Annotated in this window: 12 protein-coding genes and 1 pseudogene; 2 read left to right on the top strand and 11 right to left on the bottom strand. The window is 70.6% G+C overall.

The genetic code is table 11. The annotated features are described in order from the left end of the window. The 7 genes and pseudogenes from ACFUPX_RS37630 to ACFUPX_RS37600 form a co-directional block, all read right to left on the bottom strand. Positions 1 to 96, bottom strand: a pseudogene (locus tag ACFUPX_RS37630) (NAD(P)-dependent oxidoreductase); the annotation flags it as partial. Position 97: 1 nt separating this feature from the next. Beyond that, entirely contained in the window at positions 98 to 379 is a 282-nt protein-coding gene (locus ACFUPX_RS37625; protein WP_016645140.1) for an HU family DNA-binding protein, read from the bottom strand. A 295-nt stretch (positions 380 to 674) separates the two neighbouring features. Further along, a complete protein-coding gene (locus ACFUPX_RS37620; RefSeq protein ID WP_383333025.1) occupies positions 675 to 2,108 on the bottom strand; it encodes an NAD-dependent malic enzyme in 1,434 nt (477 codons plus the stop codon). 453 nt (positions 2,109 to 2,561) lie between these two features. After that, on the bottom strand, positions 2,562 to 4,919 hold the full coding sequence (locus ACFUPX_RS37615) for a HelD family protein (RefSeq protein ID WP_383333024.1): 2,358 nt from the start codon (positions 4,917 to 4,919) through the stop codon (positions 2,562 to 2,564). Positions 4,920 to 5,012: 93 nt separating this feature from the next. Beyond that, positions 5,013 to 5,816 carry a zf-HC2 domain-containing protein gene (locus tag ACFUPX_RS37610; RefSeq protein ID WP_383333022.1) on the bottom strand — a complete coding sequence of 268 codons (804 nt, stop codon included), beginning with the start codon at positions 5,814 to 5,816 and terminating at the stop codon, positions 5,013 to 5,015. After that, on the bottom strand, positions 5,813 to 6,397 hold the full coding sequence (locus ACFUPX_RS37605; protein ID WP_383333020.1) for a sigma-70 family RNA polymerase sigma factor: 585 nt from the start codon (positions 6,395 to 6,397) through the stop codon (positions 5,813 to 5,815). The genes ACFUPX_RS37610 and ACFUPX_RS37605 overlap by 4 nt, the downstream gene beginning before the upstream one ends. 176 nt (positions 6,398 to 6,573) lie before the next feature. Continuing rightward, positions 6,574 to 7,161 carry a CGNR zinc finger domain-containing protein gene (locus tag ACFUPX_RS37600; RefSeq protein ID WP_383333018.1) on the bottom strand — a complete coding sequence of 196 codons (588 nt, stop codon included), beginning with the start codon at positions 7,159 to 7,161 and terminating at the stop codon, positions 6,574 to 6,576. Between the two features lie 188 nt (positions 7,162 to 7,349). Here ACFUPX_RS37600 and ACFUPX_RS37595 point away from each other — a divergent pair, with 188 nt between their 5' ends. After that, the gene (locus ACFUPX_RS37595) at positions 7,350 to 7,922 is read left to right on the top strand and encodes a DUF1772 domain-containing protein (RefSeq protein WP_383333016.1); all 573 of its coding nucleotides are present in this window, start codon (positions 7,350 to 7,352) and stop codon (positions 7,920 to 7,922) included. On the opposite strand, the gene ACFUPX_RS37590 is transcribed toward ACFUPX_RS37595, so the two are convergent. The 3 genes from ACFUPX_RS37590 to ACFUPX_RS37580 all read right to left on the bottom strand — a co-directional run bounded on the left by ACFUPX_RS37590 (position 7,874) and on the right by ACFUPX_RS37580 (position 11,832). Further along, positions 7,874 to 9,073 (bottom strand): uroporphyrinogen-III synthase, encoded by a 1,200-nt coding sequence (locus tag ACFUPX_RS37590; RefSeq protein ID WP_383333014.1) that lies wholly within the window; start codon positions 9,071 to 9,073, stop codon positions 7,874 to 7,876. The two genes, ACFUPX_RS37595 and ACFUPX_RS37590, sit on opposite strands and share 49 nt — an antisense overlap. A 132-nt stretch (positions 9,074 to 9,205) precedes the next feature. After that, positions 9,206 to 10,552 (bottom strand): nitrate/nitrite transporter, encoded by a 1,347-nt coding sequence (locus ACFUPX_RS37585; protein ID WP_383333012.1) that lies wholly within the window; start codon positions 10,550 to 10,552, stop codon positions 9,206 to 9,208. Between the two features lie 170 nt (positions 10,553 to 10,722). Next, positions 10,723 to 11,832 carry a hypothetical protein gene (locus tag ACFUPX_RS37580; protein ID WP_383333010.1) on the bottom strand — a complete coding sequence of 370 codons (1,110 nt, stop codon included), beginning with the start codon at positions 11,830 to 11,832 and terminating at the stop codon, positions 10,723 to 10,725. 233 nt (positions 11,833 to 12,065) lie between these two features. Here ACFUPX_RS37580 and ACFUPX_RS37575 point away from each other — a divergent pair, with 233 nt between their 5' ends. Next, positions 12,066 to 12,443, top strand: coding sequence for a nuclear transport factor 2 family protein (locus ACFUPX_RS37575; RefSeq protein ID WP_383333008.1), 378 nt, complete (start codon positions 12,066 to 12,068; stop codon positions 12,441 to 12,443). A gap of 212 nt (positions 12,444 to 12,655) precedes the next feature. Here the strand turns inward: ACFUPX_RS37575 and ACFUPX_RS37570 are convergent, their stop codons facing one another. Continuing rightward, positions 12,656 to 13,159 (bottom strand): ATP-binding protein, encoded by a 504-nt coding sequence (locus ACFUPX_RS37570; protein ID WP_383333006.1) that lies wholly within the window; start codon positions 13,157 to 13,159, stop codon positions 12,656 to 12,658. Positions 13,160 to 13,204 lie beyond the last annotated feature (45 nt).

Below are 13,204 nucleotides of genomic sequence, written 5' to 3'. Positions count from 1 at the left end.
CTTGCCGATGATGTGCTGGGTGGCGGGCATCAGCGGCACGTGGAGACTGATCAGGTCGGCCTCGGCGAAGAGCCGCTCCTTCTCGACGTACGTCATGCTACTTGCCCTTGGCGGCTTCCTTGAGCTTGCTGCCCGCCGAAACCTTGACGCTGTAGCCGGCCGGGATGTTGATCGGCTCGCCGGTCTGCGGGTTCCGTGCGGTGCGAGCGGCACGGTGGGTGCGCTCGAAGGTCAGGAAGCCGGGGATGGTGACCTTCTCGTCGCCCTTGGCAACGATCTCGCCGACGGTCTCGGCGAACGCGGCCAGCACGGCGTCGGCGTCCTTGCGGGTCACCTCGGCACGGTCGGCCAGCGCGGCCACCAGCTCACTGCGGTTCATGTTTGTACTCCCGTGTTCTTCTTGCCGTTGAGGCGTGCCACGCGGCGGAGCCGCATGATGGGCACAGCGAAGCCGATGCTGCCAGGGTCCTCGGTCAGGCCCCGGACCCGGGTCCGTCATCCGGACCCTCGCGCCCAGAAAGGCATCCTGCCCCCACCTGCGGCGGGAAAGCCAATCCGGGGCCCCTGGGGGTCACACGAAAAGCTTCACCGCCCCTGGAAGGTGGCAGTCGGGGGCGCGCTTCCACGCCACCCTAGAGGGCCTTTACGACCCCTGCGTTCCGCGACGCGCCGTACTACTGGGCCGTGGCGCCTGTCACAGCCACCCCAGCCGCCTTCGCCGCGGTGCGCACCGCATCGGCGACCGCGCCCGCGACCTTGTCGTTGAAGACGCTGGGGATGATGTAGTTCGGGTTGAGCTCGTCCTCGGCGACGACGTCCGCGAGGGCGCCCGCCGCCGCCAGCATCATCTCCGTGTTGACGGTGCGCGACTGGGCGTCGAGCAGGCCGCGGAAGACGCCGGGGAAGACCAGGACGTTGTTGATCTGGTTCGGGAAGTCCGAGCGGCCCGTGGCCACGACAGCCGCCGTCTGGCGGGCGATCGCGGGGTCGACCTCGGGATCCGGGTTCGCGAGCGCGAACACGATGGCGCCGTCGGCCATGGCCGCGACGTCGTCCGCGTTCAGGACGTTCGGGGCCGAGACGCCGATGAAGACGTCGGCGCCGACGACCGCTTCCTTGAGGGTGCCGCGGGCGCCCTCGGGGTTGGTGTTGTCGGCGATCCAGCGCAGCGGCGAGTCCGGCGCGGCGTCCACGAGGTCCTCGCGGTCCGCGTGCACGACACCGTGGATGTCGGCCACGACGGCGTGCTTGACGCCCGCCGCGATGAGCAGCTTGAGAATGGCCGTACCGGCGGCGCCCGCACCGGACATGACGACGCGTACGTCGCCGACTCCCTTGCCGACCACGCGAAGTGCGTTGGTCAGCGCGGCGAGCACGACGATCGCGGTGCCGTGCTGGTCGTCGTGGAAGACGGGGATGTCCAGGGCCTCGCGCAGGCGGGCCTCGATCTCGAAGCAGCGCGGCGCCGAGATGTCCTCCAGGTTGATGCCCGCGAAGCCGGGGGCGATCGCCTTGACGATGGCGACGATCTCGTCGGTGTCCTGGGTGTCCAGGCACAGCGGCCAGGCGTCGATCCCCGCGAAGCGCTTGAAGAGGGCCGCCTTGCCCTCCATGACGGGAAGGGCGGCCTTCGGGCCGATGTTGCCCAGGCCCAGAACGGCCGAACCGTCCGTTACGACCGCAACGGAATTGCGCTTGATGGTCAGGCGGCGCGCGTCCTCGGGGTTCTCGGCGATCGCCATGCACACCCGGGCCACGCCCGGGGTGTAGATCATGGAGAGGTCGTCGCGGTTCCGGATGGGGTGCTTGGACGCCATCTCGATCTTGCCGCCGAGGTGCATCAGGAACGTACGGTCGGAGACCTTGCCGACGGTGACGCCCTCGATGGTGCGCAGCTGCGCGACGATCTCGTCGCCGTGCGTCGTGGAGGTCGCCGCGATCGTGACGTCGATCCTCAGCGCCTCATGGCCGGACGCCGTGACGTCGAGGCCGGTCACCGAGCCTCCGTGGGACTCGACGGCCGTGGTGATCTGGGAGACCGCGGTGCCGCTCGCGGGCACCTCCAACCGGACCGTGTTCGAGTAGGAGACGCTGGGCGCCGTTGCCATGGCCGACTTCCTCTGCTTTCACCGTGTTGCTCTTGCCGTCCGATCGTCGCACCTACCACTGAGTACGTGGTAGCCGCCTCGGATTGCGAACTTTTCGTTCACCAGCTTTTCGGAAACTAGTTTCCACCATACGAGAAGTTGGGGGAAGCCGGTAGGGGCAAACGGAAACCGGTGGTTGAAAACCGAAAGAGGCCCTCGTCACGTGGTGACGAGGGCCTCTCCCTACGTTAATGACACCGACCCGCCATGCTCGCCTCGCGGCAAGTGGTCGCTCGTAGCGACGAAGGTTGGGCCCGGGGGCTTGGATCGGGCCGGTGCCACATCAACGGTAACAAACGATCCCCGCAAGGCAATTCCCGTACCGACAAGTCTCTGAAGTCATGTGCGGAGCAGGTCCGCCACCTCAGTCCCGGAGCGGGTCCGCCACCTCAGTCCCGGAGCAGGTCCGGCACCTCAGTCCCGGAGCAGGTCCGCCACCCCGTCGCCGTCCGGGTCGTCGCGCTCGCCGGAGAGGACCGTCAGCTGCTGCGTGGCCCTGGTCAGCGCCACGTAGAGCACGCGCAGGCCCGCCGGGGACTCGTCCGCGATCTCCGCGGGCGAGACCACGACCGTCGCGTCGTACTCCAGGCCCTTGGCCTCCAGCGAGCCGAGCGCCACCACCCGGTCGCCGAGCCCGGCCAGCCAGCGGGCCGCCTGCTCTCGGCGGGTCATCGCCACGACGACGCCGACCGTGCCGTCCACCTGGTCGAGCAGCCGCGCCGCCTCCTCGCGCACCGAAGCGCCGAGATCCTTGTCGCGTACGACGGCGAAGCGCGGTTCGACTCCGGTGGACCGGACGGCTGACGGCGACTCGGAGCCGGGCATCGCGAGCGCGAGCACCTTGGCGGCCAGGTCGGCGATCTCGGCCGGGTTGCGGTAGTTGACCGTGAGGGTGAAGCGGCGGCGCGGGCGGCTGCCCAGGGCCTCGTCACGGGCGGCGGCGGCCTCGTCCGGGTCGGACCAGGAGGACTGGGCGGGGTCGCCGACGATCGTCCACGTGGCGTGCCGGCCCCTGCGGCCGACCATGCGCCACTGCATGGGCGTCAGGTCCTGGGCCTCGTCGACGATGACGTGCGCGTACTCGGTGCGCTCGGCCGCGAGCCGTTCGGCGCGTTCGCGCTGGGACTCCTCGCGCTGCGGCATCAGTTCGTCGAGGCCCGTGAGCAGGTCGAGGGGGTCGAGGTCCTTCTTCTTGCGGGGCCTGTGCGGCGTACCGAGGATCGACTGGAGCTCGTCGATGAGCGCCACGTCGTGCACCGACAGGGCGTCACGCTTGAGGGAGCGCGCGACCTTGCGGACCTCGCCCGGGTTCAGGACCCGGCGCGACCAGCGGCCCAGGCGCCGCTCGTCGCCCATCGCGGAGAGCACCGAGCGCGGGGTGAGTTCGGGCCACCACGCGTCGAGGAAGCGGATGAAGTCGTCCTCGGAGGTGATGTCCTCGTCGAACGACGAGCGCAGCTCGGCGGCCAGTTCCGGGTCGCTGTGCCGGCCCGCGGAGCCCGACTGCGACCACAGGGCGTCCAGGAGCAGCTTGCGGGCGCGCGGGCGCAGCAGGTTGACGGGGGCCGTGCCGCTGAGCGCGTTGCGGCGGATGCGGCCCAGGGCGTCGGCCTCCAGCTCCAGGCGGCGGCCGAAGGCGACCACACGCAGCCGTGTGGGGGTCTCGGCGGGGGCCTGGGGCGCGTCCTCGTCCTCCTCCTCGCCGAACGACAGCTGGCCCTCCTGCGCGGCGGCGGCCCGCACTCCGGAGGTGCCGCCCTCCAGCGCGCCCCGGGCGGCCTTCCGCAGGACGTGCAGCATCCGGGACGAGCCCTTGACGCGGGCCACCGCGGGCGAGTCGTAGACCGTGGCCTCGACCGCGCCCGCCGCGTCGTCCGCCAGCGCGCCGACCGCGCGGATCGCGACCTGCCCCTCTTCTCCGAGCGAGGGCAGCACGCCTTCCGTGTAGGCCACGAGCAGCGGGGTCGGGGAGACGATGAGGATGCCGCCCGCGTACCGCCTGCGGTCCTGGTAGAGCAGGTAGGCCGCGCGGTGCAGGGCCACGGCGGTCTTGCCGGTGCCGGGTCCTCCCTCGACGTACGTCACCGAGGCGGCGGGCGCGCGGATCACCATGTCCTGCTCGGCCTGGATCGACGCCACGATGTCCCGCATGGTGTGGCTGCGGGCCTGGCCGAGCGCCGCCATCAGGGCGCCGTCGCCGATGACGGGCAGGCTCTCGCCGTTCAGGGTGGCCGTGAGCTCCGGGCGCATCAGGTCGTCCTCGACGCCCAGGACCTTGCGGCCCTTGGAGCGGATGACCCGGCGGCGCACGACACGGCCCGGGTCGACCGGCGTCGAGCGGTAGAAGGGCGCCGCGGCCGGGGCCCGCCAGTCGATGACGAGCGGGGAGTAGTCCGCGTCCAGGACGCCGATGCGCCCGATGTGCAGGGTCTCGGCGATCTGGGCGGTGTTGTGCTCGCTCACCGCGTCCTCGGCGGGCTCGACCGACGTGTACGCGCCGTCCGGGCCCTTCTTGCCGTCCTTGCCGAGCAGCAGGTCGATCCGTCCGAAGAGGAAGTCCTCGAACTCGCTGTTGAGCCGGTTGAGATGTACTCCCGCGCGAAACACCTGCGCGTCCCGCTCGGCGAGCGCACCAGGCGTGCCGACCTGGGAGCGTTTGGCCGCGTCGGTCATGAGGAACTCGGCCTCGTGGATCTTCTCCTCGAGACGCCGGTAGACCTGGTCGAGGTGTTCTTGTTCGACGCTGATCTCACGGTCGCGTACGTCGGCCACCGAGGCCCCTTTCCGGACGTGCAGCTGCCCTATTGAGCAGCCGTCTACCGTACGCGAAAGGGGACCCCTCTGTGCACATCTCCTGAGCGTCTCCTAAGCGTCCACCTCCACCAGGCGGTCGCCGTCGAAGGTGGTCACCTCGAAGTGGTCGATGTCGTTGCGGTCCATCGCGGCGCCGCCGTGGACGTAGAGGGGGCTGCGGGCCCATTTGTTCGGGCTGTCCTCGATGCCGTAACCCCACTTCGGGACGGCCCAGGTGGTCACCGTCTCCTTCTCGCCGTCCTTGCCGACCGCGACCAGGGAGCACTTGAGCGGGCCCTTGACGTTCTTCAGCTCCAGGACCGCGTGCGTGCCCCAGGCCTTCTTCTCCGTGCCGACCGTGGCGCTGACCTTCGTCTTGGGGTCGGTGGCCTTGATCTTGTCGTCCATGTGGTTGAAGAAGGCGTCCTCGGCGGGGCTCGTGGGGTGCGGCTCGGCCGCCACGTCCTTCGAACCGCCGCCGTCGTCGCTCACCGCGAGGACCGTCAGCGGCCCGCCGACGATCAGCGCCGCCGCGGCGGCCACCAGATACATCCCGCGCCTGCGCTTCTGCTGGCGCTTGACGGAGACCTCGTCCACGAGCCGGTCCGCCAGGCGCGGGCTCGGCCGCGCGGCGAGCTGCTCCCCGATAGCCGGTACGCCGCGCGCCCCGGGGAAGTCCGCGAGTGCGGCCAGCATCGGCTCCATGCCGGAGAACTCCTCCAGCTGGTGCGCGCAGAACTCGCAGCCCGCCAGATGTGCCTCGAAGGCCGTCGCCTCCGCGTCGTCCAGGATGCCGAGGGCGTAGGCGCCGACGGTCTCGTGCACGTCGCCCGCTTCCGCATGGCCCCGCGCGTCATGTCCGTAGGACTCGTTCATGCCGTCACCCCCCGCTCCTCGAGCGCCAGCTTCATCGAGCGAAGCGCGTAGAAGACCCGCGAACGCACCGTCCCACTGGGTATACCCAGAGTCTCGGCCGCCTCATTGACCGTACGCCCTTTGAAGTAGGTCTCGACAAGTACCTCCCGGTGTGCGGGAGTCAGGTCGTCGAGCGCATCCGAGAGAGTCATCAGCCACAGCGCCTTATCGATCTCGTCCTCCGCGGGGATGACCTCCAGCGGCGACGGATCGACCTCCTGCGGCCGGGCCTGCCGGCTGCGGTGGCCGTCGATGACGATGCGCCGGGCGACCGTCACCAGCCAGGGGCGTACCGAACCGGTCGCACGATTGAGCTGACCGGCGTTCTTCCAGGCACGGATGAGCGTTTCCTGTACGACATCTTCGGCGCGCTGCCGGTCGCCCGCCACCAGGCGGAGCACATAGGCCAGAAGTGGACCCGCGTGCTCGCGGTAGAGGGCGCGCATCAACTCCTCGTCGGGTCCGTTGCGTTGGGGGACCAGACGGTGTCGGTGCGGGCGTTCCTTCGGGCGCTCATCGGCCACGGCGGAATCCTTGCGCACGTCTGCCTCCGGTGTCCGCTCTTCGTCGGGCTTCGCCCTGTCGGCTGTTCAACCGGAGTTACGTAGGCGGCCGGAGCTGTGTTCAACGGAGATCACACGAGTTTTCCGCGGGTTGCGTACGGGTGCCGTACGGGTGCCGTATACGGGGTGGCGCCCCGCCTCGCTCCTTGCGCACCTCAGGCCCGCGCGAGCGCCGCGCGCCGCCGGTGCCTGGCCACCCGCTCGCGGTTGCCGCACACCTCGCTGGAGCACCAGCGGCGGCGGCGCCCGCGGGACGTGTCGAGGTACACGATGGGGCAGTTGTCGCCCTCGCACTGGCGCAGCAGGGCGCGTGCCACGGGGTCGGTGAGCAGGTCGACGGCGTCGCGGGCCACGACGGCGAGCAGGGCCGCGCAGCCGGGGTCCCCGTCCAGCGCGCGGGCGAGGCTGCCGTCGGGCCGCCGGACGGCGCGCGGCGCCGGCGGCGCGGTCGCGGCGAGGCCGTTGACCCGGGCCAACGCCCCGTCGGCGGGCCGCCCTTCGAGCTCGGCGAGCACCAACTTGCCCACATAGGCCCGAAGTTCCCGGAAGGCGACGAGCCAGACCTGGCCCGCCCCCGGCAGTGCCGTGTGATCCGGGATGAGCCCGGCGCCCGCGAGCCAGGCACGCAGCCGGTCCACGGAGTCGAGCCGTTCCACGGGATGGTTCGTCGCGACGAGGTCCAGACAGCTCCGCCCGGAGTCGAATCGCAGCTCGTACGTGGCCGGGTCCATGCCCAGTGCCATGCGCCTGTCACCGCCTTGTGGGGTTACCGGTGAGTGCTCCCCCTACAGTGCCTCGCCGCGGGCGGGTGCGGAACCCCTGCCGCCGCGCTACCGCCGGGCCGACGCCGCGCGTGGGGTGAGACGCCCGCTTATGCGCGTGCGCTTCGAAGCCATGGCCCAGCGCCCCCGCGGCCGGTTGACTCGGTCCCATGAGAGACGACCGAGTGACGAAACAGCGGGGACAGGGCAGCGCCGGGGCCGTTCTGGGGGCGGCCGTCGTGACGATGGGCCTGATCGCCGGAACCTTCTACATCTTCGCCTGCGGGGTCATGCCCGGCCTCGGGCGCAGCGACGACCGCGTCTTCATCGAGGTCATGCAGAACACGAACGACGCGTTCAACAATCCGGTCTTCTTCGCGAGCTTCTTCGGGGCGCTGCTCTTCACGGCGCTCTCGGCGTGGCAGCTGCGCGGGACGAGCGCGTTCCGATGGGTGCTCGCGGCGCTCATCGCCTACGCCATGGTCTTCGTGATCACATCGGGCGTGAACGTCCCGCTGAACGACGAGCTCGCGGACGCGGGCGACCCGGCGAAGATCGGCGATCCGGCCGCCGTGCGCGAGAAGTTCGAGGACACGTGGCTGGCCTGGAACGTCGGGCGCGCCCTGCTCTCCACTCTCGCGATCGGCCTGCTCGCGCGGGCGCTGGTGCTGCTCGGCCGGGACAACAGGTCCCGTCAGTCGGCGTACTTGGACTCGGCGGCCGGGTCGAGCGCGAGCCGGTAGCCCCGCTTGACCACCGTCTGGACGAGCTTGGGAGCCCCAAGTGCCGTACGCAGCCTGGCCATCGCGGTCTCCACGGCATGCTCGTCGCGCCCCGCCCCGGGCAGCGCGCGCAGCAGCTCGGCGCGGGAGACCACCCATCCCGGCCGCCGCGCGAGCGCCCGAAGGAGCGACATGCCGGCGGGCGGCACGGGCCGCAGCTCGTCGTCGACCAGGACGGCGTGACCGCGGATCTCGACGCGGTGGCCCGCGAGGGGCAACGTACGGGCGCGGGAGGGCAGTTCCTGGCAGAGGATCTGTACGAGGGGGCCGAGCCGGAAGCGTTCGGGCTGCACCGTCTCGACACCGCGGGCCTGGAGCGGCAGCGCGGTGACCGGTCCCACGCAGGCGGACAGGACGTCATGCTGGAGGGCGGCGAAGAGCTCGATGGACATGCCGCGTTCCTCGGCACGGGCCAGGAAGGACGCGGCGGCGGGCGCGCTGGTGAAGGTCAGCGCGTCGACGGCGCGGGCCACGGTGGCGTCGAGCAGCCGGTCGACGGGCGCGAGGTCCTCGGGCGGCATCCACCGGTAGACGGGCACGCCGACCACCTCGGCTCCCGCGGCCCGCAGGGACTCGACAAAGCCGGGCAGCGGCTCGCCGTGCAGCTGGAGCGCGATGCGCCGCCCCTCGACACCCTCGTCGAGCAGCCGGTCGAGCACCTCCGCCATGGACTCGGACGAGGGCGACCACTTCTCGGTGAGCCCGGCGGCGCGGATGGCGCCCTTGACCTTGGGCCCGCGGGCGAGCACCTCGACACCCCCCAGACACCGCAGCAGCGCGTCGCCGACCCCCCACCCGTCGGCGGCCTCGACCCACCCGCGGAACCCGATCGCGGTGGTGGCGATCACGACATCGGGCGCGTGGTCGATCAACTGCTTGGTGGCGGAGAGGAGTTCGCTGTCGTCGGCGAGCGGAACGATGCGCAGGGCGGGCGCGTGCTGGACGGTGGCGCCGCGCCGCTGGAGCAGCGCGCCGAGCTCGTCCGCGCGCCGGGCGGCGGTGACGCCGACGGTGAATCCGGCGAGGGGCGCGTTCGGGCGACCGTCCCGCCGGCCGTCCTGGTGACCGTCCCGCTGGCCGTCCTGGTGACCGTTCTTGTGGGTCCCGTGCATGGCAGCTGCTCTCGTCCCGCTAGTACTGCGTGGTCGTGTGGTCCGGGGTTGGACGAGCCTGCCAACAGCCCGTGACAACCCTGGATCATCACGATGTCGTACGTGTTACACCAGGCTACGACCGCCCCTGCCTCAGACCTGCGCGTACGTGAGCTGGGGCTTCGCCTCCGCGTCCGCGCTCTGCCCGGAGTCCGGGACGGCGGCGGGCCGGCGAAGGTATACGGCCCACGTGACGCAGAAGCACACGCCGTAGAAGGCGAGGAAGGCCACAAAGGCGCCGGTCCCCGACCCCACGGTCTGGAAGGACTGCCGGAAGGCGAGATTGATCCCGAGCCCGCCGAGGGCGCCGACGGCGCCGATGAGCCCCATGGAGGCCCCGGAGAGCCGCCTCCCGTAAGCCGCGGCAGCTTCCCCTTCAAGCCCCTTCTGCAGGGCTTTCGCCTGGAAAATCCCCGGGATCATCTTGTACGTGGACCCGTTCCCGAGCCCGGTCAGCACGAAGAGGACGACGAACGCGCCGACGAAGAGGGCGAGCGACTCCCGCATGGAGGCGACGACCACGACAGCGGTGGCCGCGCCCATCCCGACGAAGTTCCACAGCGTGATGCGGGCCCCGCCGAACCGGTCGGCGAGCCGCCCGCCCACGGGCCGGATCAGCGAGCCGAGCAGCGGCCCGATGAAGGTGACGGCGGCGGCCTGCAGCGGCGTACGCCCGAACTGGGTCTGCAGGACGAGCCCGAAGGCGAAGCTGTACCCGATGAAGGACCCGAAGGTCCCGACGTACAGAAAAGCCATGATCCAGGTGTGGGCGTCCCGGACGGCCTCCTTCGCCGCGCCCGTGTCGTTCTTCACGGTGGCGAGATTGTCCATGAAGAGGGCGGCGCAGACGGCGGAGACGAAGATAAGAGGGATATAGATCCCGAGCAGAACACGCGGCCCTCCCCCGGCCCCGATGACCGCGAGCCCGGCGAGCTGGACGACGGGTACGCCGATGTTGCCGCCGCCGGCGTTCAGCCCGAGCGCCCACCCCTTCTTCCGCAGCGGGAAGAAGGAATTGATGTTGGTCATGCTGGAGGCGAAGTTGCCGCCGCCGACGCCGGTGAGGAGCGCACACACCATGAAGGTGGTGTAGGAGGTCCCGGGCTCCATGACGGCGAAGGCGGCCACGGTCGGGACGAGCAGCGCACTGGCCGCGATGATCGTCCAGTTGCGTCCGCCGAAGCGGGCGACGGCGAAGGTGTAGGGGACGCGGGCGACGGCCCCGACCAGGGTGGCCATGGACACCAGGAAGAACTTCCCGGCGGGATCGATCCCGTACTCGGGCCCCATGAAGAGCACCATCACGGACCACAGGGTCCAGATGGAGAACCCGATGTGCTCCGAGAGGATCGAGAACACCAGATTCCGCCGGGCGACGCGCTCGCCCCCCTCCTCCGTCCAGAACCTCTCGTCCTCCGGGTCCCACCGCTGGATCCACATGACAGGCCTCATCTCCACGGCTAGCGGCTGATAGCCCCGAAGGTAGGGAGGGCGGGTTTCCGTCCTGTGGCACGCGGTGACCGGCGGGGAACGTTGCTCTCACCTGGGGGTGGGGCGGGCGGTGAGGGTGTCTGGCGGGGGCGCCTTCTTGGTGGGCCCCACCGCTGGGCTCAGGCCTTGTTGACCCAAGGGAGTACGTCGGTGCCGCCGTCCTTGTCCCACTTGAGGGTCACTTCGTCGTTGGCCTGGGTGAGGTCGGCCGAGATGTACTTCTCGTCGTCGCCGGTGCCGCACTTGAGGGCGACGCGGAAGCCGCTGCCGCCCTGCTCCTGCCCGAGCCCCATGCAGAGCCCGTCGCCGCCGGCGTCGATGTACGAGACCGAGTGCTTGCCCTTGCCCTCTCCCGAGGTGAGCTCGGCGCCGATGGTGAGGGTCTTGGCGTCCTTGTTCTGCCACTGCCCCTGGTACCCGGTGTCACCGGCGGGCCGGGACGCGTCGGAGGGTTCGTCGAGGGGGTCCTCGGTGGTGGGGTCTGCGGAGGGCGGTTCTTCGGAGGGCGGTTCTTCGGACTCGGTGGCGGTGGCGGAGGGGCCGGCCGAAACGCTCTTGTCGGCCTTGGGCTTCTGGTCGCCGTCCCCGTCACTGTCGCTGCCGTTGAGGAGGAAGATCCCACCACCGACGAGCGCGGCGACCACGGCGAGGGAGGCGATGACGAGGGCGGCCTTGTTCTTGCCCCCGGTACCGCCGGGCGGAGGGGGCGGCGGGTAGGCGCCGTACTGGGGGTCGGGCTGATCGTAGGGCGGTTGCCCGTAGGGGGCCTGGGGAGGCTGGCCGTAGGGGGTCTGGGGAGGCTGTCCGTAGGGGCCGCTGCTGGGCTGGGGCTGGCCGTAGGGACCGGATGGGGACTGCCCGTACGGCCCGCTGCCGGGCTGGGGCTGGCCGTAGGGCTGTTGCCCTGACCCGGGCTGCTGGCCCTGCGGGGGCCGGCCATAGGGAGGTTGCCCCGGCTCGGGCTGCTGCGGGGGCTGGCCGGGAGGCGGTCCCTGCGGGGGCTGGCCGGGAGGCGGTCCCTGGGACGCGTACGGGTTCTGCCCATCGGGCTGCTGCGGAGGGGCCGATGGGGTGCCGTAGGGGCCGGCGGGCGGCCCCGGCACGGGCGGCTGGGGCTCCTGCGGGGGTCCGAATCCGCCCTGCGGTCCGTCCTGCGGTCCGTCCTGCGGCCGGTCCTGCGGTCCGCCCTGCGGCCCGTCCTGCGGCGGCTGGCCGGGAGGCTGAGTCATTGGGTTCGAGTCCCCTCGCTGCTGTCCGGCTCCTCACAGAGCCCAGCGGAGACCCCCTGCCCCCGCCCGGTCCCCAACATCCACTACACCCCATCCGAGGCACAACCCCTGCCTGCGAGGGCCGGAGTTGTGCGGTGCCCTACCGCTGGTGCTGTGACGGGGATGGTTCACCGTGGCCGGGAGACGACTCACGGGACGAGCGCGGTCCGCGAGGCGACTGGTATTACTGGTGCATGCAGGAAGAGACCGCGCGGTCCGCGATCGACACGTTCATCTCCGCGTTCAACGCCTCGGACGACAACTATGTGACTGTGCTGCTCTCCCAGGCCCTCACCTCCGACGTGGTCTTCTGGGGACCGTTGGGCCGCAGCGAGGGGATCGAGGCGGTCGAGCGGTTCGTGCTGGACATCCGGCACCACCCCGCAGGGACCGGCACGATGGTGCGCTGTTCGGCGGTGGACATGCCGGACGAGTGGGCCCGGTACCAGTGGGTCTTCACGACACCGGATGGAGGCCCCCGCCTGGCGGGAACGGACGTCGTCCATCTGCGCCGGAGCCTCATCGACCAGGTCATCGTCTTCGCGGGAGAGATCGAGCCGTCCGCCTCCTGAGCCATTCCTCTCAGGCGCCGCCCTTCTCCTGAACGGGCCGCGTTCGGGGCCACGGGCCCGCCCAGCCGAGATCATCTCTCCACGGCGGACGGCCTCCCGCCCAGCGAGGTTCCAGGCAGGCCAGGCCGACACAGCACTGGCCGGGCTCCGGTTGCCTGACTGGACTACGGCTGGAGCCATCCACGGCGGCGGACCACACCGAGCGTGGCGGATCAGCAGGGTTCCGAAGCCCCCTGCGAACCCACCGCCGCTCTTCCTGGAACACACCCCGCGGGCTCTCTCACCGCGAACCACAACAACTTCCCCCCACTGCCGAAAAGCTGATCCCCGAGCGGCCACCCGCCCCAGGAGTCCGCGAGTTGCCGTACGAGAAGGAGCCCACGCCCACTGCCGGATTCGCTCGGCACGAGCGCCGCCCCAAAACCCCCGGGAGGCTTGTCAAAGGGGGCAGGAATATGAGGATCGCTGTCCCACACCCCCACCCGAAGCCACCCGCCCCGAACGACCCGAAGCCGCAGCGAGGAGGCCCCTTTCGTATGCCGAAAAGCGTTGGTGACCATTTCCGACGTCAACAGCTCGGCCACATCCAGCAGTTCACGCATACCGTGCCCGTCGAGCGCGGCCCGCAAGGTCATACGGGCAACGCGGGGTGCTCTCGGATCATGGGGCAGATGAAGGGCGTAGGACCAGCCTTGGAGTGGGGCTACGGTGACCACAGTCGGTGTGATACTTGATACCAAGCTGGAGATGAGCTTCACGTT

Origin of the sequence: Streptomyces sp. NPDC057302 (genome assembly GCF_042667685.1) — a bacterium.
Classification (GTDB): Bacteria; Actinomycetota; Actinomycetes; order Streptomycetales; family Streptomycetaceae; genus Streptomyces.
This window is presented reverse-complemented; position numbering and strand designations above follow the sequence as displayed.